This is a genomic window from Aureimonas sp. N4, from assembly GCF_001463925.1.
GTDB classification, from domain to species: domain Bacteria; phylum Pseudomonadota; class Alphaproteobacteria; order Rhizobiales; family Rhizobiaceae; genus Aureimonas; species Aureimonas ureilytica_A.
On sequence record NZ_BBWS01000044.1, the window covers coordinates 90,124 to 113,238 of the forward strand.

Sequence of the window (23,115 nt, forward strand, 5' to 3'; positions counted from 1 at the left end):
GCGGTCGGACCGCCCCTTTCGCACCCCATCGAGGTTAGCGGCTCAGCGACGGCCGCCGCGCGACAGGCGCTCGATTTCTTCGCGCACCAGACGCTCCACCATGCGGGGCAAATTGTCGTCCAGCCATTCGGCCAGCATCGGCTTCAGCATGTCCTGCGCCATGGCTTCGAGCGATTTCAATTCGCCGTTGCGAATGGCTTGGGCCAATTCCTCGAAGGACGCCGCGACCATCTGCCCGGACGATCCCGACAGAAGCGGATCATGTCCTGCCGTGGAATAGGTCTGATAATCGGCATGGGATTCGAGATCGCGGCGATCGGTATTGGCGGGCTCGAAAGACGAACGGTCGGTGGAGGCCGGGTGGCGTGCGGTTTCGCTCATCTCTGTGTCTTCCCTGTTGGGGGCGGTCGGCATCGGGTCTGGCGTGACTTGCGAATGGGGCTGCGCTGGGATGGGCGCGACATGAGTTTGCGCCGCATAGGCTGTTGCCGGCTGAACGGCGGACAGCGACCCGCCATCCATGCGGTGATGTATCTCGAAATCGCCCCAGGAGGCGGCGAGTTCACTTTCCAGCTCAACCGTCAGATGATCGACATCCACACCATGCGAATGGATCGAGGCCTCCGGCGCCGTGTCGCGAAGCGGCGTAACCGACGCCGTCGCGCGGTCGTCCGCTCGAGGAATAGGGGCCTGCGAGAGAAATACTTCGTCGGTCGCTTCCGCATCCTCCGCCGCGCGGCGAATGGCGTCGAGAGCGACATCTCGAACCGGCGTCGGTCGCACGCCGGACGGCGACGTCCGATCCTCCCCTGTCTCGATAATCCGCCGAATGGACGCCAGAATTTCGTCCATGGACGGTTCTTGCGCGACGTTCGCCTTGCTCATGACTCCGCACCCGATCTCGACTCGCGGCCTGACGCGACCTCGATGAAACATAGGTAGAGACAAAGAAAGCGTCGTTGAAGCCTTTTCTGGGCCTTAACGACGCTTCGCAACGCTTTTTTAATAAATGGTTAGCGGCTTATTCTTAACGACCGTCCGGCGTGCGCAAACCGTACCACTTGTCCTTGACGGCCTGATAATGCTCTTCAGGCTCGTAAGCCGCGACGTTCAGGCTCAAGCGCTGGGGCGAAAGATGCCCAACGGAGGACACCAGCGTATAGGCCGCGACCACGGCGTCACGCTGCGCGCCGGCCAGAAGAATCTGCGCGGTGATGACATCGGACTGCGCGTTCAAGACGTCGAGCGTCGTCCGCTGTCCGACATTGCGCTCTTCGATGACGCCGTTCAAAGCCAGCTGCGCGGCCGAAACCTGCGCGCGGTAGCCGGTGACATTAGCCTCCGCCGCCTGCTTCTGGGCCCAGGCGGTTGCGACGGCCGAGCGCACCTGATCGCGCGTCGAATCGACCTCGATGCGGCGCTGACCCAGGACTTCCTTGGACTGACGAACGCGGGCCGAGACAATACCGCCCTGATAGATCGGGACGGTCAGACGTGCGCCGACCGTGGCAGACACCTGATTCTGCGTCACCACATCGACGCCCGGCAGGCTGGCGCTGTTGGGATCGGTGTCGTTCAGCGAGTAGGTGTTCTCGACCGAACCGGTAACGGCCAGATTGGGCAGGCGCTGGCCTTCGGTCGCCTTCACCTGGAACGACGCCGCATCCACGGCGAATTGCGTCGCCTGAATGGCGGGGTGCTCGTTCTGCGAGATCGTCAGAGCCTGAGACACGCTGGGCGGCAAGGTCGCGCGTGGCGGCAGGCTGCCATTGTCGAGCTCGCCCGGCGGATCGCCGACAATATCGAGATACTGCGCTTCGCTGCTGGCGACCTGAGCCAATGCGCTATTCAAAAGCGCCGTCGCCAACGCCTGTTGCGACTGGGCCTGCGCCACGTCGGTACGGGTGCCCTCACCCACGTCGAAACGTGCCCGCGCAGCCCGGACCTGTTCGTTCAGGAAGGCGAGGCTCTGGCGCCGGAACGCGGCGATCTCGCGGTCACGACGAACGTTCATATAGGCGGTCACCGTGTTCAGAAGCGTGTTCTGAACGGTGTTTTCCAAATTCTTCTGGGACGCGCGGACCTGAGCCTCGGCAGCGTTCACATTGTTCGGCGTCTGAAAACCGTCGAAGATCGTTTGGTTGATCTCGATACCGCCGACGAGCGCGCCCGTGCGGGAGCGGGTCGAGCGGATATTGTCGCCGAAGGTCGTGCTGGACCGCGACGCCTGCGTCTGACCAACAGCCGAGACGGTCGGGCGAAGTCCGCCCTTGGCGATCGGCACGTTTTCGTCCGTCGCGCGAAGCTGAGCGCGCGCGACATTCAAATCATGATTGTTGGCGTAGGCTTTGGCCAGCGCACCGCGAAGCGTCTCGGCACCGGCAAAGCTACCGCTTCCCAGCAGAAGCGCCGCCGATAGGGACAGCAGAACCCAGGACTTCTTCCGCAATGGCTCACTCCGAATATCGGGCGTCGAACCTGATGGCATCAGGATATCTTCAACATCAGACAAGCCTAGCCCGAACCTTGGCTTCCCTTACCTACTCGAATGAACCTTCGAACCCGTGAACACCAGATCACCCGTGCCGAAAGTCGCCATTTTGCTCAAGAGTGTGGCCGGGCTAAAACACTTACAGCACGTAAACACCCGACCCCTTCGCCGAGATTCAGGCAAGCTCCGTACTGACCAGTCTGGTTCCTGCCCGACGCTTCAAGCACTTAAGAAAAAGGGCGCGCCGCAACGCGACGCGCCTCTGATGATTTTCGGATTCGATTCCAATTGTCCACAGGGCCGAGGCACACAACGTCCTCGGCCAGCATCAAGGATAGTTAGAAAACGAATGTCTTCTCACGCTCGAAGCCGGGGAGCGGTTTCACGCCGCAATTGAAGGCGAACCGGCCCGAAACGACTCCATCTTCCTTGACGTAAAGCTTGGCATCGGCCGACAGACCCTTGCCTTCCACGACCACGAGACGACCGCGATCACGCAGTTGTTCGAAAAACGCCGAAGGGATTTCTTCGACCGAACCCTGGAAGATGATCACGTCATAGGGCGCATCGGCAGCATAGCCGGCCTTGAGGGGGCCTTTGGCAACGGCGCAGGACAGGCCACCGATCCGCGCCAGAATGTCGCTTGCCTGATCGGCCAAGGCTTCGTTCTCTTCGAGCGCGACAACCGAGCCCGCCAGATGAGCCAGAATCGCCGACGAGTAACCGGTGGCGCACCCGACATCCAGAACCACGTCCTGCGGACCGATCTGCGCCAGCTGGATGAGCTTGGCGATAGGCGACGGCTCCATCAGATAGCGCCCGCCACCCAGCGGAATATCCTCGTCGATATAGGCTAGCGCCTGCCGCTCTGCGGGCACGAACATTTCGCGCGGCACGGTCAAGAACGCGCGAAGAATCTCGTGCGAGGTGACGTCCGTCGTTCGAATCTGGTTGTCGACCATTTTGGTGCGAGCAGCCGCGAAATCCATGGCAGTTCCCGGATTGGAGGTTTCGCGCCACCCATAGGCGTCTGCCGAAACACTGGCAAGAGAAACCGCTCCTGCGCGAATGGGCAGCACGGTTTCGATCAAGCTCACGGTGTTTTGGGATTGGAGGCCTCGGCCGGAATCGAACCGGCGTGCAAGGATTTGCAGTCCTCTGCGTAACCACTCCGCCACGAGGCCCCTGTGGGATGGCTACCTACCGGGCGATCCGCACTTGCGCAAGCCCTGTCATACGACATTCGCATTCATGCGTCTTATCGCCGGCCAAAGGACGGCAGCCGGACCCAGCGATACCAGCCTCTGCTCTCCTCACCCGTGGCGGCGGCTATGTATTTGGGCCGACGATAACGGCCCCACTTTACCTCGCTTCGACGCCGAAACCGTCGCACGAAGGGCATGTCGACCGACAGAATCACCAGCCCCAGCGGCAGCATCCAGAGCCCCAAAATGGGAAGGAAGCTGAAGACGCCGCCGATCATGAAGGCGATGCCCAGGCCCATGCGTGCGAACCGATTGGCCGGCAAGCGGATCGACCGACCGAAAATCTCGATTCGATTGCCGCGAAGCTTGAAGAATTCGCGCTTGCGCGGCGGATCAACGCTCATGCACCTGATGCCCCTCGAAACAGCGTCTGACTTGATCGACATAGGATCATGATCCCCGCTTCTCCAGAGGTGGTCGGGGCCATGGCTGACGCGTACGAGAAAGCATCTTTACCATGACGGTGCCGAAAGAAGGGCAGATCGAAAAAACAGCCGCGACAGGTGCCCGCCCTCTTTCCAAATCAAAACGACTCGATGTATAGGGCTCTTCGTTCGCAGCAGATGCGAACCATTCCCCGGTAGCTCAGTGGTAGAGCAATCGACTGTTAATCGATCGGTCGCTGGTTCGAATCCGGCCCGGGGAGCCACAAGAAACTTTCCCCTACCCCTTATGATAACTTCCTCGCGACGTGGTACGTTTCGCGAAGACTGCTTGCGTGTGCATCCGCGGAGACAGCGTTCTCCCGCTTCTGAACATCGCTTGAGTAGGCCACACCGAGCGTGCTTCGAACGAAATCAGCGTTGCGCCGATGGGTCCGATACGAGATCAAGCTTCCAATGGTTGGGCTTTCGGGGGATGCCGCGTCCTTGCCGCCCCCCTGCCGCCACCCTAGGCTCCTGCTCATCAACGCACTCGATTCGGAGCCGCCATGTCCAGATTCAACTCCGTTATCGACGCCATCGGCAACACGCCGTTGATCCGCCTCGCCAAGGCCAGCGAACTCACGGGCTGCGAGATTTACGGCAAGGCGGAATTCCTGAACCCCGGTCAATCCGTGAAGGATCGCGCCGGGCTCTTCATCATTCGCGACGCCGAAGCGCGGGGCCTGCTTCAGCCGGGCGGCATCATCGTCGAGGGGACGGCGGGCAATACGGGCATCGGCTTGTCGCTCGTAGCGGACGCGCTCGGCTACAAGACCGTCATCGTCATTCCCGAGACGCAGGCGCAGGAGAAGAAGGACGCACTCCGCCTGATGGGCGCGGAGCTGATCGAAGTTCCAGCCGTCCCCTACAAGAACCCCAACAACTACGTGAAGCTGTCCGGCCGCTTGGCCGAGCAGCTGGCCAAGACCCATCCGAACGGCGCGATCTGGGCCAACCAGTTCGACAACCTCGCCAACCGCGAGGGGCATGTGGTCACCACCGCCGAGGAAATCTGGCACCAGACCGGCGGTCAGGTCGATGGCTTCATCTGTGCCGTGGGAACCGGCGGCACGCTGGCGGGCACCGCCATGGGGCTGAAGCGCCATTCCAGCCATATCAAGATCGGCATTGCCGATCCCTTGGGCGCAGCGCTCTACAGCTATTACACGACGGGCGAATTCCATTCGGAAGGCAGCTCGATCACCGAAGGCATCGGGCAGGGTCGTATCACGGCCAATCTCGACGGGTTTGAGCCCGACTTCGCGTATCAAATTCCCGATGAAGAAGCTTTGCCGATCCTGTTCGATCTGATCGGTGACGAAGGCCTGTGCCTCGGTGGCTCATCGGGCATCAACATCGCGGGCGCCATCCGTATGGCGCGCGAAATGGGTCCGGGCCATACGATCGTGACGATCTTGTGCGACTACGGCAATCGCTACCAGTCCAAGCTCTTCAATCCGAGTTTCCTGCGCTCGAAGAACCTGCCTCTTCCCGCATGGCTAGAGCGGCAGCCGGAGTTCGACATCCCGTTTGCACGGGTTGACGCATGAGCGGGGAAACCGACGCCGTCTATAGCGAGGACAGCTATCTCTCGACCATGGAAGCGCGTCTCCTTCGAATCGAAGGCACAGCCGGTCTGGTCTTCGATCGCTCGAACTTCTTTCCCGCGGGCGGAGGACAGCCGGGAGATCGCGGCTTCATCGAGCGGGCGGACGGGACGCAGCTGCTTGTGGTGGATACCCGCTACAACGAAGATCGCTCGGCGATCCTCCTGGTGCTGGACGAGACCTCACCGCAGCCCGAGCCCGGCGAAACGCTGATCTTACACGTGGATTGGGCGCGGCGTTATCGCATGATGCGGATGCACACGGCGCTGCACCTCCTCACCGTCGTCTGTCCCTATCCGGTGACGGGCGCGGCGGTGGGAGAGGACGATGGCCGAATCGATTTCGATCTACCGGAGGCCGACACCGACAAAACGGAGGTGACGCGCCAACTCATGGAGTTGGTGCGGGCCAATCATCCGGTTTCCATCCGCTGGATTACGGATGCCGAACTCGACGCCAACCCATCTCTGGTGAAATCCGCCCATGTGCGCCCGCCGCATGGCTCGGGCAGAGTGCGGCTCGTCGTCATCGGAGCCGAGGGCGAGGTGGATTCCCAGCCCTGCGGTGGAACGCATGTGTCCGAAACGCAAGAAATCGGAGACATTCACATCGCCAAGATCGAGAAGAAGGGCAAGACAAACCGCCGCTTTCGTGTGCGCTTCGGCGAGGCGTCCCTCGCCTGACGCTTCGCTCTTCCGTCCAGCGGCCGCTCTCTCTATGTTGGCGGCCGAACAGTCGGCAACGAGGCTCCGGTGAGCGACAATCCCTTCTTGATCAGCGCGTCTGAACTCGAACGCCATATCGGCCGTGACGGTCTCTCGATCGTGGATGCGTCCTGGTATCTGCCGGCGCAGAAGAGATTGGCGCGGCCTGAGTTCGAGGCCGGCCATATCCCCGGAGCGGTGTTCTTCGACCAGGACGAGATCGCCGACACATCGTCGCCCCTGCCCCACACGCTGCCGGACGAAGCCTTCTTCGCTCAGGCGGTCGGCGCGTTGGGGATTCGCGAGACCGATACGGTCGTCGTCTATGACGGACTCGGCTTCTTTTCCGCGCCGCGGGTCTGGTGGTTGCTGCGAACCTTCGGCGCTCGGGATGTGCGGCTGCTGGATGGCGGCCTGCCGGCCTGGACGGAAGCCGGCTATCGCCTGGAAACCGGCCCGGCCTCCCCGCGGCCCGCTTCGTTCCAGGCCAAGCTCGACACGAACGCGGTCGTGTTTCTGGATGAGATGAAGCGCATCGTGGATAGCGGCGCACACCAGATCGCCGACGCGCGCTCGCCGGAACGCTTCCGGGCCGAAGCGCCCGAGCCGCGCCAAGGCGTCCGCAGCGGGCACATGCCGGGTGCGCGCTCCGTGCCCATCGGGCATTTGGTTGAGAACGGCCGCCTCAAGAGCCTGGACGCGTTGCGCACCGTGTTCGCTGAAGCCGGCATCGATCCCTCCCAGCCCGTCGTGACCTCCTGCGGATCGGGCGTGACGGCCGCAGCCATCAATTTCGCGCTCGCCTCGCTCCACAATCACACTGTACGACTCTACGACGGCTCCTGGACCGAATGGGGCTCCCGCGACGACACGCCGGTCGAGACCGGCCCCGCTCGATGAAAGACTGACCCCGAATCATGCGCCTTCTCACCACCACCGTCACGCAGCTCGTCATGCACCAGCTGCCCGAACGGCCCGTGCCCGCCCCTCAGAACGGGCGCGACTATGTGCTTTTGAAGGTTCGCCAGATTCCGCTCGGCTATTACCGCTATCTCTACGAAGCGGTGGGCAAGCCCTATCACTGGACCTCGCGCCGGCTGCCCGACGCCAGCCTGTCACGCGAAATTCATGCGCAGAATGTACGATTACGCATCCTCTACTGCGACGGCGTTCCGGCCGGATGGTTCGAACTGGATGTCGGCCGCGCGCCGCGCGACACGCGACTCGTTCATTTCGGAATTCTGCCCGAATTCCGAGGGCAAGGTCTTGCACGCCACCTCCTGTCTCAGGCCATCACCACCGCCTTCGAGGAGCAGCCGAGCGCGCTGACGGTGGAAACGAACACGCTGGATCACCCGGCAGCGCTTCCGCTCTACCGCAAGATGGGGTTCCGTCCGCTGTCGACCCGCGAGGTTTCGACGCCGGCCTACGACGATTGATGAAGCGGCCCGGCGCTCGGAGCTTGGGTCCGCGTTCGAAAGGACATGCCATGACTGCCGACGCCAAGCTCAACCGCAGACATTTCCTGGCCGCCGGCAGCGCGGCGGCGGCCGGTGTCCTCATGCATCCCTGGAGCGCGCGGGCCGAGGCCCATCAGGCTCATCTGCGCCTGATGGAAACGACCGATCTCCACGTCAACGTCTTCCCCTACGACTATTACGCCGACAAGGAGACGCCGACCGTCGGGCTGGCGCGCACGGCAGCCCATATCGATCGCATCCGGGCCGAGGCGCGCAACTCGCTGCTGTTCGACAATGGCGACTTTCTGCAAGGCAACCCGATGGGCGATTACATCGCCTTCGAGCGCGGCATGAAGGCAGGCGACATGCATCCGGTCGTCGCGGCCATGAACACGCTGAACTATGATGCCGGCACGCTCGGCAACCACGAATTCAATTACGGGCTCGACTTTCTCGACCATACGCTCGCCAAAGCGAACTTTCCTGTCGTCAGCGCCAACGTGCTGAAAGCGTCGGGCGAGCCGCTCGTTCGTCCGTACATCGTGTTGGACCGCCAGCTCGAACTCGGCGACGGCACGCGCCATCCGATCCGCATCGGGGTGATCGGCTTCCTGCCGCCGCAGATCAGCGTCTGGGACGCGCAGAACCTCAAGGATCGCGCCACCACGCGCGGGATCGTGGAAGCGGCGCGCGATCTCGTGCCCAAGCTCCGCGCCGAGAAGGTCGATCTCATCTTGGCGCTTTGCCATTCCGGCATCGCCTCCGGCTCGACTGACGACGCAGGGCTGGAGAACGCCGCGCTGCAGCTCGCCTCGGTGGAAGGGATCGACGCCCTTTTCTGCGGCCACCAGCACCTGCGCTTTCCCGGCGAGGATTTCAAAGCCATCGATGGCGCGGATGCGGAAAAGGGAACGCTGGCCGGCAAGCCCGCCGTTATGGCTGGCTTCTGGGGCTCCGATCTCGGCGTGATCGATCTTCGATTGGAACGCGCAGGCGATCGCTGGAAAATCGCCGAGGCCAGTTGCGAACTGCGCCCGATCTATGAGCGGGTCGATCGCAAGCCCAAGGCGCTGGTGGAATCGAAGGCCGCCGTTCTCGATGCCGCGCGGGCCGAGCATGAGGCGACGCTGACCTATGTCCGGCGCCCGGTCGGCGAGACGAGCGCGCCGCTTCATTCCTATTTCGCGCTGGTGGCGGATGATCCGTCCGTCCAGATCGTGAATCAGGCCCAGCTCTGGTACATGAAGGAGATCCTGGCGCAGACCGAGCTGAAGGATCTGCCCCTTCTGTCGGCGGCAGCACCCTTCAAGTCGGGCGGTCGTTCTGGGCCGGATTATTTCACCGATATTCCGGCCGGCCCGATCGCGATCCGCAACGTGGCCGATCTCTATCTCTATCCCAACACGGTTCAGGCCGTTCGCATCACGGGCGCCGGCGTGCGGGACTGGCTCGACATGTCGGCCGGCATCTTTCGGCAGGTCGAACCGGGCAAGGCCGATCAGGAACTGATCGCCGACGGCTTCCCGTCCTATAATTACGATGTGATCGACGGTGTGACCTATCGGATCGACGTGACCAAGCCGGCCCGCTTCGACAAGGATGGCAAGCTCGTCAACGCGAATAGTTCCCGCATCGTGGACCTTGCCTTCGACGGCAAGCCGATCGACCCACAGGCCGAGTTCGTCGTGGTGACGAACAATTACCGCGCGGGTGGCGGTGGCAAATTCCCCGGAATCGGGCCGGACAAGATCGTCTTCATCGCGCCGGACGCCAATCGCGACGTGCTGATTCGCTACATCATCGAACAGAAGACGATCAACCCGACAGCCGATCGCAACTGGCGCTTCGAGCCGGCGGCCGGCACCTCCGTTCTGTTCAGCACAGGTCCTGCCTCTGCCGCGCATCTCAACGACGTCGCCGATCTGAAACTTCAGGATGCCGGCCGCACGGACGATGGATACGCGCGTTATCGCTTGCCGCTCTAATGCCCTTCCCGCCGAGGCGAGACGGCGGCGGCGGGATTTTCTTGGCAAGCGAGCGACGATCCTGGCAGTTGTGGTTGAAGTCCCGGCTTCAAAAGATCGTCTTGGTCTTTTAGAGCCTGTTGGAGAGCCGTGGCCAAAGTCTGGCCCGGCATCCCAATTGCCTTCGTCGCACCGCTCGCTCGCGCGGCCCTGCGCGCCATAGGATGCTCACTTGCTGATCTTGCGCCGCACCTTGCTCGTTCTCATCCCGATCGTTCTGATTCTCGCGGGTCTCTGGGTTTTCGGCCCGCGCGAGCCTGCAAGGCTGGAGCCGCAATTCAGCGCGGCCGCGATCGGCGATGATCCCGCAAGCTATCTCGCTCGAACGGAAGCCGACGTCCCGAACCTTCGTTCGAATGCGGAGAAGGAGATCGTCTGGGCCTACCCGCTTTCAAAAGCTAAGACTCCGATCGCCTTGGTCTATGTTCATGGCTTTTCCGCCGCCAAGGGTGAGCTCCGCCCCCTTGTGGACGATGTGGCCAAGAAGATCGGCGCAAACCTCTTCTACACGCGCCTGTCGGGCCACGGCCGCAACGGCGCGGCCATGGGCGAAGCGACCGTCGGGGATTGGGTCGATGATATGGCGGAAGCCATGGCGATCGGCCGGCGCATCGGCGAGCGGGTCGTGGTGATCGGCTCCTCGACCGGCGCGACCCTGGCAACGCTGGCCGCCAGCCGCCCGGACCTGTCGCAGGATATGGCGGGCCTCGTCGCCCTCTCGCCGAATTATGGGCTGCAGAACTGGCGCAGCTTCGCTCTGACGTTGCCCTTCGCGCGCAAGCTCCTGCCCTATCTCCAGGACGAGACCTATTCCTATACGCCGCTCAACGACGCCTTTACCACCAATTGGACGGTGAGCTATCCCACCAGCGCGCTTCTACCCATGGCACGTCTGGTCGAGGTCGTGCGCGGCCTCGATATGTCCGCAATCCACGTCCCGGCCTTGTTCATCACCTCGCCCAACGATGTTCTGGTGAACCCGGAGAAAACGGCCGTGATCGCCGCTCATTGGGGCGCGCCGCATGAGGAGATCAGCGTGACCGACGATGGCGATCCCGAGCACCATCTCCTGGCGGGCGACATCGTGTCGCCTGCGACGACCGCACGGCTGGCAGACCAGATCGCCCGATGGATCGAAGCGCTGCCGGCGCGCTGAAACGAAGACGGGCGGCTCGAAGGCCGCCCGCTCGCATCGTCAGATCAACAGATCGGACATGATCTGGTTTTCGGTGATATCCTGATAGCGGATGCCTTCGTCGGCAAAGCGACGCAGCAGGATGTCGAAATTGCCGGGCTCGCGCGTTTCGATGCCAAGCAGGATCGAGCCGAACTCGCGGGTGCTCTTCTTCAAATATTCGAAGCGAGCGATATCGTCGTCCGGTCCCAGCAGGGCCAGGAAGTCGCGAAGCGCACCGGGGCGCTGGGCCAGGCGCAGGATGAAATATTTTTTGCGGCCCTCGAAGCGCAGTGCGCGCTCCTTCACATCCGGCAAGCGCTCGAAATCGAAATTGCCGCCCGAGACGACCAGCACGACCGTCTTGCCCTTCACCTCGGGTCCGAGCGTGCGCAGCGCGTCGATCGCCAGCGCGCCGGCGGGCTCCAACACGATGCCCTCGACATTCAGCATTTCCAGCATGGTGCGGCAGAGTCGACCTTCCGGGGCCAGCACCACCTGCTCCGGCGAGAAGCGGCTGAGGATTTCGAAGGGCAAGGCGCCGATCTCGGCCACCGCCGCGCCGTCCACGAAGCCTTCCATCTGCGGCAGACGCACGCGGCGCTTCTCCTGAAGGCTCGTGCGCAGGCTCGGTGCGCCCAGCGGCTCCACGAGGCGGAAGGCGGGCTTGCGCTGACCATCGAAATAGAGCGCCATGCCCGAAGCGAGGCCGCCGCCGCCGACCGGCAGGACGAGCATATCCAGCGCTTCGTCGCCGAGCTGGCGCAAGACTTCCAACGCGACCGTCGCTTGACCTTCGACGATATCGGCATGATCGAAGGGCGGCACCATTTCGGCTTGGCCGGAGGCCGCGTAAGCGCGGGCCGCCGTGTAGCAATCGTCGAAAAAGTCGCCGACGAGTTCGATCTCGACCGCGCCGTTGCCGAAGGTTCGCGTCTTGTCGATCTTCTGCTGCGGTGTCGTCACGGGCATATACACGCGCCCTTCGACCCCGAAGTGTCGGCAGGCGAAGGCGAAGCCCTGCGCGTGATTGCCGGCCGAAGCGCAGGTGAACCGCGCCGCCGGGCCGCCCTGCGCCAATCGCTTGCGCATAAAATTGAAAGCGCCGCGGATCTTGTAGGAGCGCACCGGCGTCAGATCCTCGCGCTTCAGATAAATGCGCGCGCCATAGATGTTCGAAAGATGCTCGTTGAGCTGCAGCGGCGTCTCGGGGAAAAGCGCGCGTAGGGAGTCTTCCGCCTGCGCGACGCGGGCGTGAAAGTCAGACTGGGTCATGAAACGAATCTTCGTCGAAGGGCGGGACGGTACGGAAATGCTCGTGCCGCTTGGAAGCGGGCCTCAAGGCCTGATAGGCTCGGATGCGGCGGGCCGTCATCGGACGGGCGGCGCAAGCCGGACGCGCTCTGCGCTGATCGCTGCCACGCAGCGGCGGCGAACCTAGAGGGCGCCGGCGCCGATAATCAGGGAGACGATCCCGCCGATCGATGTTCTTGGCGTCATCGCACGTCTCCCTTCGCTTCCCGTTTCGATCGGCTTTGCTCTTCCTCCATGGCGGAGGATTTGTAAAGCCGCGCCGACGTAGGCATCAGAAGAAGACGTCCACAATTTCGAAGCGCGTCACGTCCACCAGCCCCTTGTCTGAGATGCGCAGGGCGGGAATGACGACGAGCGCCAAGAGCGAATGCTGCATATAGGCATTGTTCAACGCGCAGCCGGCCGCGCGCATGGCAGCGATCAGGCGGTCCGCCTTTTCGGCGACGATTTCCGCCCGCTCCACCGACATGAGACCGGCCACAGGCATCTCGATCAAAGCCTTTTCTTCGCCATCGGCAAAGAAGACCACGCCGCCCCCGACTTCGCCCAGCCGATTGGCGGCCTTGGCCATGCACTCGCCATCCGTGCCGACGACGATCATGTGGTGGCTGTCATGGGCGACCGTGGAGGCCATGGCACAGCGGCCACGATAGCCGAAGCCAGAGACAAACGCGTTCACGACCTCGCCCGTCGCGCGATGGCGTTCGACCAGCGCGATACGGCAGATGTCCTGGGCCTCGTCGCCGGGCACCGCGCCATCGACAACCGGCAAGGTCGCCGTCAGCGCTCGCGTCGGCGCCTGGTTTTCCACGACGCCGATCACCCTCGCCGTCACCTCGTTGCGTCCCTCAGGCGCGGCCAGCAGGAAGTCCTCCGCCTTCATGCGGCGACCAAGCTTCACCGTTCCGATGGCGCTGCCCGGATAGGCATATGCGGGGATGTCCGCCACGAGCCGCCCGTTTTCAGCGAGCTTCCGGCCGCGCGCGAAGACGGCGTCGATCTTGAGCTCCGCCAGATGAGACACGAGCAGGAAATCCGCGCGGCGGCCGGGGGTGACGGAGCCGATCTCGCGCTCGAGGCCGAAATGCTCGGCGGTGTTGATGGTGGCCATCTGAATCGCGGTGATGGGCTTCAGTCCCTGCGCGATAGCATGGCGCACGACGCGGTTCATGTGGCCGTCATGAATCAGCGTTCCCGAATGGCAGTCGTCCGTGCAGAGAATGACGTGCCGGGAGTCGAGCCCCTGTTCCGTGACGGCCCGGATCTGTTCGGCCACGTCGTACCAGGCCGATCCCAGGCGCAGCATGGCCTTCATGCCCTGCCGCACACGCGCGATCGCATCCTCCATGCGGGTGCCTTCATGGTCGTCCTGCGGGCCGCCGGCGACATAGGCATGGAAGGACCGACCGAGATCGGGCGAGGCGTAATGGCCGCCGACCGTCCTGCCCGCACGCCGCGTTGCCGCGATGGCGCCGACCATGGTCGGATCGTTGGCGATTACGCCGGGAAAGTTCATGACCTCGCCAAGGCCGATCATATTGGGCCATGCCATGGCCTGCGCCACGTCGTCCGGCGTCACGCTCGCGCCGGCTTCTTCAAGCCCCGGTGCCGACGGCACGCAGGAGGGCATCTGCACCCAGACATTGACGGGTTGCTCCACCGCCTCATCATGCATGAGCCGAACGCCGGCGAGCCCCAGAACGTTGGCGATCTCATGCGGGTCGATGAACATGGAGGTCGTGCCATGCGGGATGACCGCGCGGCAGAACTCCGTCACCGTCACCATGCCGCTTTCGACATGCATATGCGCGTCGCACAGGCCGGGCACGACATAGCGCCCGTTCGCTTCCACGATCTCGGTTCCCTCGCCGATGCAGTGGGAGGCGTCCGGGCCGCAATAGGCGAAGCGACCTTCCACGACCGCGAAATCAGTCTCCGGAATGATCTCGCCGGAATGGACATTCACCCAGCGTCCGCCGCGCACAACGAGATCGGCCGGCCGGCGGCCCATCGCGACATCCACGAGCTTCGGGGCGACGTCTTCGAAAGCGTTCATCGGAGTTCCATTCGGCTCGGCCAATTCCTCTCTTCGTATCGGCCCAACGTCCGAAAATCCATGCTGTCGGGTCAGAGGACGTGTTCCACCACGGCTCGCGGGACAGGTGATCGAGAGCGCGAAAACAGGGATTGAGGAAGTGATGCGAGGAGGCTATCAAGCAAGAAGCAGATGCGCTACGGCGTCTTGAACGAGACCCGCTGACGCGGCTTCAAATCCCCACACGTGGGGTGCGCGGGCTTGGCGAAATGGTAGACGCAAGGGACTTAAAATCCCTCGAACTTTGTTCGTGCGGGTTCGAGTCCCGCAGCCCGTACCAAATGATCAGACGATGGATCGCTTCTCGCGGCTCAGCTTAGCAATTTTTAACTATGCCGTGCGGTGGGTGAATGTCATCTGACCATCTATCGAGCGAAGTTTCAGCTTCAATCGCAGCAACTTACCAATTTATCAGACTATTTGATCTTCGAGTTGTGCGCCAATAAGCGCAGGTTTGGGGCGCTTGTTAAGGTTTATGCGCTGTGCTGTGATGCCGGTAGCGGTTCAAGGTTGCTTCCAGGGGGAACACCTTATGATGCAGGCAAGACTTTTCCCACTTTCCTCCACGCCGGACGCCGACTGGATTGCGTTCGATCACGACGACATCCGTATGGACGAAATGCTGGATCACCTGCGCAGCGACAATGTCGCTCTGGATACGCTTCGCGTCGCCTTGGAGCGAGACGGATCGTCCGACGCGGCCACCTGCAAATAAAGAACAGATCAGTTCGCAACAGGCATGGCGCGGCGGAGCTCCTCCCCACCGCGCCATGAGCCATCAGGCGGTGAGCTTGGCCGCGATTTCCGCGATATGCTTGCCTTGGAACTTCGCGCCGTCGAGTTCGATCGCGCTGGGCTGACGCGAGCCATCGCCATTGGCGATCGTCGTCGCGCCGTAGGGCGTGCCGCCGACGATCTGATCCGAGGCCATCTGGCCCTGGAAGGAATAGGGCAAGCCGACGATCACGAGACCGTGATGCAGGAGGGTCTTGTGGACAGACAGGATCGTCGCTTCGTTGCCGCCATGCTGGGTGGCCGAGGAGGCGAACACGCCACCGACCTTGCCGATCAGCTTGCCCTGGTACCAGAGGCCGCCGGTGCGATCCCAGAAGGCGGCCATCTGCGAGGCCATGTTGCCGTAGCGGGTCGGCACGCCAACGATGATCGCGTCGTAGTTGGCGAGTTCTTCCGGCTGCGCCTCGGGGAAATCATGGTTGGTCTTGAAACCGGCGGCCTGGACCACTTCGGCCGGCGCGGTCTCGGGCACGCGCTTGATGTCCACTTCCGCGCCAACCTCGCGCGCGCCTTCGGCCACAGCCTTCGCCATGGTTTCGATGTGGCCATAGCTCGAATAATACAGCACGAGAACCTTCGCCATCGTCATCCCTGTCGCTCAAATCTGACGCGGCCTACCCGCGCCATGCCGAGGGCAAGATAGAGCGCCATTCGCGCGGTAAAGCGAGCCACGATCCATTGACGCTCTGTCTTCCGGTTGGCACCTGCCGCCGTCGCTTTATCTTCATGCGACTGCCGGCCCCTGTCGCGCGACAGGCGAATCGAAGGATCGATCGAAATGACTGAGGCTCTTCAGCCCGCCCCCACGGCTGCCATGCTGGCGATCGGGGACGAACTCCTGTCCGGCCGCACCAAGGATCGCAACATCGCTCATCTCGCCGGCGTTCTGACGCTCGCCGGCATTGATCTGAAGGAAGTGCGCATCGTCGCGGACGACGAGAGCGCGATCATCGAAGCGCTGAACGCGCTACGCAACCGTTACGATCACGTCTTTACCTCCGGCGGCATCGGCCCGACCCATGACGACATCACGGCGGAAGCCGTCGCAAAAGCCTTCGCGCTGCCCTTGATCCAGCATCCCGAAGCGATGGACCGGCTGGCGCGGCACTACGCCGCGCGCGAGCTCCCCTTTACGGAGGCGCGGATGCGCATGGCCCGAACGCCCGAGGGCGCGTCGCTGATCGACAATCCGGTTTCGGTCGCGCCGGGCTTTCAGATCGGCAATGTGTTCGTCATGGCCGGCGTGCCGTCCATCTTCGTCGCGATGCTGGACAATGTCCTGCCCACCCTGCCCGGTGGCCCGGTCATGGAAAGCGCCTCCGTCGCCTGCCCTTTCGGCGAGGGCGACATCGGCGGCCCGCTCTCGCAGATCCAGAAGCAGCATCCCGCCGTCGCCATCGGCTCCTATCCGCGCTTCGACGGGCAGCGCTATTCGACGGAACTCGTTATCCGCTCGCGCGACGCGCAGGCGCTGGCCGGCGCGCGCGAGGCGGTGGAAGCGATGGTCGCCGAAATGGCGGCGAAAAGCTGAAGCGGGCCGAAGACTTGCCCGAAACGATGCGAGGCGTTATCGCACGCCGCTTACGCGCGTAAGCCCTTCGGAGATCAGCATGACGACGCCCGACAAGTCCTTTCCCGTGTCCTGGGAACAGTTCCACCGTGACGCGCGGGCGCTCGCCTGGCGTCTGGCGGGTCTGCGCAGCGAGTGGAAGGCGATCGTCTGCATCACGCGCGGCGGGCTCGTGCCGGCCGCGATCATCGCGCGCGAGCTGGGCACGCGGTTAATCGAGACGGTCTGCATCGCCTCCTATCACGACTACGACACGCAGGGCGAATTGCAGGTTCTCAAAGACATCTCCCCTATCCTGCGGGAAGAGGACGGCGAAGGCATTCTGATCGTCGACGACTTGACCGATACGGGCAAGACAGCCGCGCTGGTGCGCGCCATGCTGCCCAAGGCGCATTTCGCCACGGTCTATGCCAAGCCCAAGGGCCGGCCGCTGGTGGATACGTTCATCACCGAGGTGAGCCAGGACACCTGGATTTTCTTCCCGTGGGACCTCGGCCTCACCTTCCAGGCGCCCATCGCCAAGGGCTCGGCAGGCTGAGGTTTTCCCCAGCATCCACACCTGTCCCAAGCCAATTTTATCGAACGCTGGTTCCTCCGGGAGCCAGCGTTTATTTTTGGCCGTCTGGGAGCCACCGCTCGATCCGACCGAACTTGTGGATAAGCGATAGCGCAGGGAACCGAACGATCCATGAGGCTTTGAGTCGCGTGACCGTGAGCGTCCGACCGCTCCCAATTTTACGCTTTCCACACCCTTTGACGCGAGATTGTGGATATTAAAGTTTCACTACAGGCAGTAGGTCGCAGCCCGCACCGACACCATATATAGTGAAGCCAACACAAACTGAGAATCATACCGCCGTTCGGCCTCGCGATCGGCGCCGGCCTTGGAGTCGGCGCTCGTTTTTGCGCGTTCGTCAGGCGGGCATTCCCTGATCGGAGTAGGACGATGGGCCTGAAGATCGAACGGCGCTATACCAAGCGAGGCCAGGGCGCCTATGCCAGCGTGGAGTTCCGCAAGGCAACGAGCGAAATCCGCAATCCGGATGGCTCCGTCGTCTTCCGCCTCGCCGACATCGACGTGCCCGCACAGTTCAGTCAGGTCGCAAGCGACATTCTGGCTCAGAAATATTTCCGCAAGGCCGGTGTTCCGAAGGCCCTTCGTAAGGTCGAGGAGAACGACGTTCCGTCCTGGCTCTGGCGCTCGGTAGCGGACGAGAACGCCCTCGCCGCCGTCCCCGAGGACGAGCGTTACGGCTCCGAGATGGACGCACGTCAGGTCTTCGACCGCCTCTCCGGCACCTGGACCTATTGGGGTTGGAAGGGCGGCTACTTCCAGACGGAAGAAGACGCGGCCGCCTTCCGTGACGAGCTGGCCTTCATGCTCGCGACACAAAAGGTCGCGCCGAACTCGCCGCAATGGTTCAACACCGGCCTGCACTGGGCCTATGGCATCGACGGCCCCGGCCAGGGCCATTTCTATGTCGATTATCAGAGCGGTGAACTGACGCGCTCGGCCTCGTCCTATGAGCATCCGCAGCCGCATGCCTGCTTCATCCAGTCCGTCGCCGACGATCTCGTCAACGAAGGCGGCATCATGGACCTGTGGGTCCGCGAAGCGCGCCTCTTCAAATACGGCTCGGGCACCGGCTCGAACTTCTCGCAGCTGCGTGGCGAAGGCGAGAAGCTGGCGGGCGGCGGCAAGTCCTCCGGCCTCATGAGCTTCCTGAAGATCGGCGACCGCGCGGCGGGTGCCATCAAGTCGGGCGGTACGACGCGTCGCGCGGCCAAGATGGTTGTGGTCGATATCGATCACCCCGACATCGAGTCCTATATCGACTGGAAGGTGCGCGAAGAGGAAAAGGTGGCGGCGCTCGTCACCGGCTCTAAGATCGTCTCCAAGCACCTGAAGCTGATCCTGTCGGCCTGCGTGAACTGTGAAGGCGGCACGGGCGAGGAATGCTTCGACCCGAACGTGAACCCGGTGCTGAAGCGCGCTGTAAAGGACGCCAAGCGCGCCCAGGTTCCCGAGAGCTACATCAAGCGCGTTATCCAGTTCGCGCGGCAGGGCTACACGGACATCGACTTCCCCGTCTACAACACCGACTGGGATTCCGAAGCCTACCTGACCGTCGCCGGCCAGAACTCGAACAATTCCGTGCGCGTCACGGATGAGTTTCTTCAGGCGGTCGAACAGGACGGCGAGCACCATCTCATCGCCCGCACCACCGGCAAGGTGACCAAATCCCTCAAGGCGCGCGAGCTTTGGGAGAAGATCGGTTACGCGGCCTGGGCATCGGCCGATCCCGGCATCCAATTCCACACGACGATCAACGACTGGCACACCTGCGCGGCGGCCGGCGCGATCAACGCGTCGAACCCCTGCTCGGAATACATGTTCCTGGACGATACGGCCTGCAATCTTGCGTCCATGAACCTGCTTCAGTTCCGCGAGCCGGGCGGCCGGTTCGATGTGGATGCGTATGAGCACGCCACCCGTCTCTGGACCGTCGTTCTCGAAGTCTCCGTGCTGATGGCGCAGTTCCCGTCGAAGGAGATCGCCCAGCGTTCCTACGACTATCGCACGCTGGGTCTGGGTTTTGCCAATATCGGCGGCCTCCTGATGACGGCCGGCATTCCCTATTCCTCCGCCGAGGGCCGGGCGATCTGCGGCGCGTTGTCGGCGATCATGACCGGCGTCGCCTATGCGACATCGGCGGAAATGGCGCGCGAGCTCGGCCCCTTCCCCGACTACGAGCGCAATGCCGCAGGAATGCTGCGCGTCATCCGCAACCATTCGCGCGCCGCGCATGGCCTCGCCAACGGCTATGAAGGCTTGGCCGTCGAGCCGGTTCCCCTCGACCATTCCTCGCTGAAGGACAAGCGCCTTTCGGCCCGCGCCAAGCAGGCCTGGGCGCTGGCGCAGGAACTGGGCGAGAAGCATGGCTATCGCAACGCGCAGGTTTCCGTCATCGCGCCGACCGGCACGATCGGCCTCGTGATGGATTGCGATACGACGGGCATCGAGCCTGACTTCGCGCTGGTGAAGTTCAAGAAGCTCGCCGGCGGCGGCTATTTCAAGATCATCAACCGCGCCGTCCCCGAGGCTCTTCGCACGCTCGGCTATTCCGAAGCACAGATCGCAGAGATCGAGGCCTATGCGGTCGGCCACGGCAATATCAACCAGGCACCCGCCATCAACCCGGGCTCGCTGCGCTCCAAGGGCTTCGGCGACGAGCAGATCGAGGCGTTGAACGGCGCGCTCAAGAGCGCCTTCGACATCAAGTTCGCGGTCAACAAGTGGACGCTGGGCGAGGCCTTCTGCAAGGAGGTGCTCGGCCTCAACGACGAGCAGCTCAACGACTTCTCGTTCGAGATCCTGCCCTTCCTAGGCTTCTCGCGGAAAGACATCGAGGCCGCCAATATTCACGTCTGCGGCGCGATGACCCTGGAAGGCGCGCCCTTCCTGAAGGCTGAGCATTTGCCGGTCTTCGATTGCGCCAGCCCATGCGGTCGCATCGGCAAGCGCTCGCTTTCGGTGGAATCGCATATCCGCATGATGGCGGCGTCGCAGCCCTTCATTTCCGGCGCGATCTCCAAGACGATCAACATGCCGAATGATGCGGCGGTGGAGGACTGCACCAACGCATACATGCTGTCCTGGAAGCTCGCGCTGAAGGCCAATGCCCTCTATCGCGACGGCTCCAAGCTTTCCCAGCCGCTCAACGCGTCGCTGATCGCTGACGAGACGGACGAGGACGATCTGGTCGAGGAGACGGCAGCCGCCATCGCAGCCGCCCCGGCCGCTGCCAAGGCGACGGAAATCGCCGAGCGGATCGTCGAACGTGTGGTCGAGAAGGTCATCCGCGAGCGCGAGAAGCTTCCGAACCGCCGCAAGGGCTATACGCAGAAGGCGATCGTCGGCGGCCATAAGGTCTATCTGCGCACCGGCGAGTTCGACGACGGGCGTCTTGGCGAAATCTTCATCGACATGCATAAAGAGGGCGCTGCCTTCCGCGCGATGATGAACAATTTTGCCATCGCCATCTCGCTCGGCCTGCAGTTCGGCGTGCCGCTCGATGAATATGTGGAGGCCTTCACCTTCACGCGCTTCGAACCGGCCGGCATGGTGCAGGGCAACGAGGCGATCAAAAACGCGACGTCGATCCTCGACTACGTGTTCCGCGAGCTGGCGGTCTCCTATCTCGGCCGACACGACCTCGCCCATGTCCAGCCGGAAGAGTTGAGCGCCTCGACGATCGGTCGCGGCGTGGAAGGCGACAAGCCCGCTCCCTTGCCGATTTCGGCCGGCATGGTGCGTGGTCAGACCTCGAAGTTCCGCCTCGTGTCCTCGTCCGATCCGCAGGGTTCGGGCAGCACGCTGTCGGCCCCTGTCGCGAAGGCGACGACCGGATCGGTGGTCACGGCCGTTCTGCCGCGCTCCGCCGCACCGCTCGCCCGCTCGGGCGGCGCGCAGGTGACCGCGTTCAAGCGCGATTACGAGACGGCTCCGCTCGCAGAACCCGCCCCTATCGCGGACACATCTCCAGCGCAGGGTCTCTTCGAGTCCCCGCTCTCCTACGGGGCGTCCGAGCGCGACGTCTCCCGGGTCGAAGCCGCCCCCAGGGCCACCAGCGCCGAACGCCGCGCCCAAGCCTTGATGAAAGGATACACCGGCGACAGCTGCTCCGAATGCTCGAACTTCACCATGGTGCGCAACGGAACCTGCCTGAAGTGTGACACCTGCGGAAGCACATCCGGGTGCTCCTGACCAACAAGAGCGTTGTGTCACTATGTGTGAAATCCAGCAAAGTTTGCACATCGAACCGCAGAAAACTCAACGTTATCAACGTTAGTGCCGTTTAATTAAAGCAAGTGGCCTCATTCAAAAGAAACCTGCGCGGCTTAGGTCGCGCAGGGATACTTACTGGAACGAAACGTGAATCCCGGTCCCTGCCTTGAGTGCCCGGTTGGGACGACCCTGGAAGCCGCATCGAAGCGGACGAGCAAGCGCAGGAACGGAAGCATGGCCAACAATTGGAAGTATGATCGCGCCAGGAAATCGATCGACGACCGGATCTCCGACGTCGAAACGGTGACGATCGTTGATTACACGCGCGAGACGGATCTAACGTCGATCCCCACCAACAAGGCGTACCGCATGGATGCGGCTCACCTCTACGTCGAGATTCTGAACTTCGCTGACATCCTGGCCACCACCGGCATCGATGGGATCACTGCTCACCGTCGGGCCCTCAGGTTCCTGAATCTGCACCAGCGAGCAGTTCACCGCATCCTTTCGCGCACCGACACGCGGCGTGTCGACTTCCACAACCAACGTCTCCATTCGATCGTCGCCAAGCCGTATGGAACGGCGCAGGAAGCGACCCGAGTTCACCGCGCAGTAGCCATCGCGCAACTGGTGACGGAGGTTCTTGCCGAAACGGGCGACGAGAGCAGTCACGTACCGAGCGCCCAGGTACGTGTCGGGATCGACACGGGACTGGCTCTCGCCGTCAACAACGGTCGAAACGGATATTGAGAGCCGCTCTTCCTGGGCAAGGCGGCGAACATGGCCGCAAAGTTCGCCTCAAATGGTTCAGTCGTTGGCATCTACCTGACCAACGACGCACGTCGCGCTATCGGCCTGCCCGAACTCGGCGATAACAAGGACAGCACGACGGCCCTGACCGCGCAGGAGATTCAGAAGTCCGTCGATGCTGCTGACCTGGGTGTCTCCAAGACAACGATCGTCAACGAATGGAAGAAGGATAACGACGATCACCCGATCGGTGCCCACAATTTCACCCGTGCCACACCGCCCTTGAAGGACTTGAACTTTAATCTCCTGACGCCTGGCAATTCCAAGCGCATGGATACCGTTTCCATCTATGCCGACATCGACAATTTCACCGCCTACGTGAACGCGCACATCGAAGACGATCCTCAGAACATCGTCCGCTGTCTCCACGTGATTAGAGCGGAACTCGATGGGGTACTGTGGGCTGATTTCGGTGGTCGACGTGTCCGCTTCATCGGTGACTGCATCCACGGTCACCTACTCGAAGGAACCGCGCACAACACGGACGAGGAAGCGACCATCTCGACCGGCGCGATCTGTTCGGGCGCTTTGCGCAGCTCGTTCGACTTGGCTCTGGAACGGCTTGAGGCCAATGACGTGCCGATCGACAATC

17 protein-coding genes, 3 tRNA genes and 2 pseudogenes are annotated in these 23,115 nt (G+C 62.8%); 14 read left to right on the forward strand and 8 right to left on the reverse strand.

The window, feature by feature from the left end; translation table 11 throughout:
• Positions 1–42: 42 nt before the first annotated feature.
• The 5 genes and pseudogenes from AUL28_RS23545 to AUL28_RS14145 form a co-directional block, all read right to left on the reverse strand.
• Positions 43–852: a PopZ family protein gene (locus AUL28_RS23545; protein WP_280137278.1), complete on the reverse strand. Its 810-nt coding sequence runs from the start codon at positions 850–852 to the stop codon at positions 43–45.
• Positions 853–1,027: 175 nt separating this feature from the next.
• Positions 1,028–2,488: a TolC family outer membrane protein gene (locus tag AUL28_RS14130; RefSeq protein ID WP_058633501.1), complete on the reverse strand. Its 1,461-nt coding sequence runs from the start codon at positions 2,486–2,488 to the stop codon at positions 1,028–1,030.
• A 341-nt stretch (positions 2,489–2,829) separates the two neighbouring features.
• Complete coding sequence (locus tag AUL28_RS14135) at positions 2,830–3,480, reverse strand: protein-L-isoaspartate O-methyltransferase family protein (protein ID WP_058598232.1); 651 nt, start codon at positions 3,478–3,480, stop codon at positions 2,830–2,832.
• A gap of 121 nt (positions 3,481–3,601) precedes the next feature.
• A tRNA-Cys gene (locus tag AUL28_RS14140) sits at positions 3,602–3,675 on the reverse strand.
• Positions 3,676–3,848: 173 nt separating this feature from the next.
• Positions 3,849–4,100 (reverse strand): annotated as a pseudogene (locus tag AUL28_RS14145) (hypothetical protein); the annotation flags it as partial.
• 230 nt (positions 4,101–4,330) lie between these two features.
• Between AUL28_RS14145 and AUL28_RS14150 the strand changes: the two are divergent.
• The 7 genes from AUL28_RS14150 to AUL28_RS14180 all read left to right on the forward strand — a co-directional run bounded on the left by AUL28_RS14150 (position 4,331) and on the right by AUL28_RS14180 (position 11,132).
• A tRNA-Asn gene (locus AUL28_RS14150) sits at positions 4,331–4,405 on the forward strand.
• A 282-nt stretch (positions 4,406–4,687) separates the two neighbouring features.
• Positions 4,688–5,731 (forward strand): cysteine synthase A, encoded by a 1,044-nt coding sequence (locus AUL28_RS14155; protein ID WP_062233721.1) that lies wholly within the window; start codon positions 4,688–4,690, stop codon positions 5,729–5,731.
• Positions 5,728–6,471, forward strand: a complete 744-nt coding sequence (locus tag AUL28_RS14160; RefSeq protein ID WP_062233724.1) for an alanyl-tRNA editing protein — start codon at positions 5,728–5,730, stop codon at positions 6,469–6,471. The genes AUL28_RS14155 and AUL28_RS14160 overlap by 4 nt, the downstream gene beginning before the upstream one ends.
• Before the next feature lie 69 nt (positions 6,472–6,540).
• Positions 6,541–7,392 carry a 3-mercaptopyruvate sulfurtransferase gene (gene sseA / locus AUL28_RS14165; protein WP_062233727.1) on the forward strand — a complete coding sequence of 284 codons (852 nt, stop codon included), beginning with the start codon at positions 6,541–6,543 and terminating at the stop codon, positions 7,390–7,392.
• Positions 7,393–7,409: 17 nt separating this feature from the next.
• On the forward strand, positions 7,410–7,931 hold the full coding sequence (locus tag AUL28_RS14170) for a GNAT family N-acetyltransferase (RefSeq protein ID WP_058602363.1): 522 nt from the start codon (positions 7,410–7,412) through the stop codon (positions 7,929–7,931).
• Between the two features lie 50 nt (positions 7,932–7,981).
• Positions 7,982–9,937 (forward strand): bifunctional 2',3'-cyclic-nucleotide 2'-phosphodiesterase/3'-nucleotidase, encoded by a 1,956-nt coding sequence (locus AUL28_RS14175; RefSeq protein WP_082640469.1) that lies wholly within the window; start codon positions 7,982–7,984, stop codon positions 9,935–9,937.
• A gap of 211 nt (positions 9,938–10,148) precedes the next feature.
• Positions 10,149–11,132 (forward strand): alpha/beta hydrolase, encoded by a 984-nt coding sequence (locus tag AUL28_RS14180; RefSeq protein ID WP_244493529.1) that lies wholly within the window; start codon positions 10,149–10,151, stop codon positions 11,130–11,132.
• Positions 11,133–11,171: 39 nt separating this feature from the next.
• On the opposite strand, the gene ilvA is transcribed toward AUL28_RS14180, so the two are convergent.
• Together ilvA and ade are read right to left on the reverse strand one after the other, a co-directional pair.
• Positions 11,172–12,425: a threonine ammonia-lyase IlvA gene (gene ilvA, locus AUL28_RS14185; protein ID WP_062233734.1), complete on the reverse strand. Its 1,254-nt coding sequence runs from the start codon at positions 12,423–12,425 to the stop codon at positions 11,172–11,174.
• Positions 12,426–12,735: 310 nt separating this feature from the next.
• Positions 12,736–14,520 carry an adenine deaminase gene (gene ade, locus AUL28_RS14190; RefSeq protein ID WP_062233737.1) on the reverse strand — a complete coding sequence of 595 codons (1,785 nt, stop codon included), beginning with the start codon at positions 14,518–14,520 and terminating at the stop codon, positions 12,736–12,738.
• A gap of 234 nt (positions 14,521–14,754) precedes the next feature.
• Here ade and AUL28_RS14195 point away from each other — a divergent pair.
• A tRNA-Leu gene (locus AUL28_RS14195) sits at positions 14,755–14,839 on the forward strand.
• A gap of 252 nt (positions 14,840–15,091) precedes the next feature.
• On the forward strand, positions 15,092–15,274 hold the full coding sequence (locus tag AUL28_RS14200) for a hypothetical protein (RefSeq protein ID WP_062220588.1): 183 nt from the start codon (positions 15,092–15,094) through the stop codon (positions 15,272–15,274).
• A gap of 63 nt (positions 15,275–15,337) precedes the next feature.
• On the opposite strand, the gene wrbA is transcribed toward AUL28_RS14200, so the two are convergent.
• Positions 15,338–15,937 carry an NAD(P)H:quinone oxidoreductase gene (gene wrbA, locus AUL28_RS14205; protein ID WP_062233775.1) on the reverse strand — a complete coding sequence of 200 codons (600 nt, stop codon included), beginning with the start codon at positions 15,935–15,937 and terminating at the stop codon, positions 15,338–15,340.
• Positions 15,938–16,132: 195 nt separating this feature from the next.
• Between wrbA and AUL28_RS14210 the strand changes: the two genes are divergently transcribed.
• The 5 genes and pseudogenes from AUL28_RS14210 to AUL28_RS23035 form a co-directional block, all read left to right on the forward strand.
• Positions 16,133–16,885, forward strand: coding sequence for a competence/damage-inducible protein A (locus tag AUL28_RS14210; RefSeq protein WP_062233740.1), 753 nt, complete (start codon positions 16,133–16,135; stop codon positions 16,883–16,885).
• A gap of 79 nt (positions 16,886–16,964) precedes the next feature.
• Positions 16,965–17,462 (forward strand): xanthine phosphoribosyltransferase, encoded by a 498-nt coding sequence (gene gpt, locus AUL28_RS14215; protein ID WP_058601037.1) that lies wholly within the window; start codon positions 16,965–16,967, stop codon positions 17,460–17,462.
• Positions 17,463–17,876: 414 nt separating this feature from the next.
• A complete protein-coding gene (locus AUL28_RS14220) occupies positions 17,877–21,692 on the forward strand; it encodes a vitamin B12-dependent ribonucleotide reductase (protein ID WP_374701421.1) in 3,816 nt (1,271 codons plus the stop codon).
• Positions 21,693–21,947: 255 nt separating this feature from the next.
• Complete coding sequence (locus AUL28_RS23030; protein ID WP_062233746.1) at positions 21,948–22,463, forward strand: hypothetical protein; 516 nt, start codon at positions 21,948–21,950, stop codon at positions 22,461–22,463.
• A gap of 30 nt (positions 22,464–22,493) precedes the next feature.
• Positions 22,494–23,115, forward strand: a pseudogene (locus tag AUL28_RS23035) (adenylate/guanylate cyclase domain-containing protein); the annotation flags it as partial.

Bases quoted from the DNA above. Each gene is read 5' to 3' on its own strand.
- AUL28_RS23545 (WP_280137278.1), bottom strand. From the start codon at position 852: ATGGACGAAATTCTGGCGTCCATTCGGCGGATTATCGAGACAGGGGAG.
- AUL28_RS14130 (WP_058633501.1), bottom strand. From the start codon at position 2,488: ATGCCATCAGGTTCGACGCCCGATATTCGGAGTGAGCCATTGCGGAAG.
- AUL28_RS14135 (WP_058598232.1), bottom strand. From the start codon at position 3,480: ATGGATTTCGCGGCTGCTCGCACCAAAATGGTCGACAACCAGATTCGA.
- AUL28_RS14155 (WP_062233721.1), top strand. From the start codon at position 4,688: ATGTCCAGATTCAACTCCGTTATCGACGCCATCGGCAACACGCCGTTG.
- AUL28_RS14160 (WP_062233724.1), top strand. From the start codon at position 5,728: ATGAGCGGGGAAACCGACGCCGTCTATAGCGAGGACAGCTATCTCTCG.
- AUL28_RS14170 (WP_058602363.1), top strand. From the start codon at position 7,410: ATGCGCCTTCTCACCACCACCGTCACGCAGCTCGTCATGCACCAGCTG.
- AUL28_RS14175 (WP_082640469.1), top strand. From the start codon at position 7,982: ATGACTGCCGACGCCAAGCTCAACCGCAGACATTTCCTGGCCGCCGGC.
- ilvA (WP_062233734.1), bottom strand. From the start codon at position 12,425: ATGACCCAGTCTGACTTTCACGCCCGCGTCGCGCAGGCGGAAGACTCC.
- ade (WP_062233737.1), bottom strand. From the start codon at position 14,520: ATGAACGCTTTCGAAGACGTCGCCCCGAAGCTCGTGGATGTCGCGATG.
- AUL28_RS14200 (WP_062220588.1), top strand. From the start codon at position 15,092: ATGATGCAGGCAAGACTTTTCCCACTTTCCTCCACGCCGGACGCCGAC.
- wrbA (WP_062233775.1), bottom strand. From the start codon at position 15,937: ATGGCGAAGGTTCTCGTGCTGTATTATTCGAGCTATGGCCACATCGAA.
- AUL28_RS14210 (WP_062233740.1), top strand. From the start codon at position 16,133: ATGACTGAGGCTCTTCAGCCCGCCCCCACGGCTGCCATGCTGGCGATC.
- gpt (WP_058601037.1), top strand. From the start codon at position 16,965: ATGACGACGCCCGACAAGTCCTTTCCCGTGTCCTGGGAACAGTTCCAC.
- AUL28_RS23030 (WP_062233746.1), top strand. From the start codon at position 21,948: ATGGCCAACAATTGGAAGTATGATCGCGCCAGGAAATCGATCGACGAC.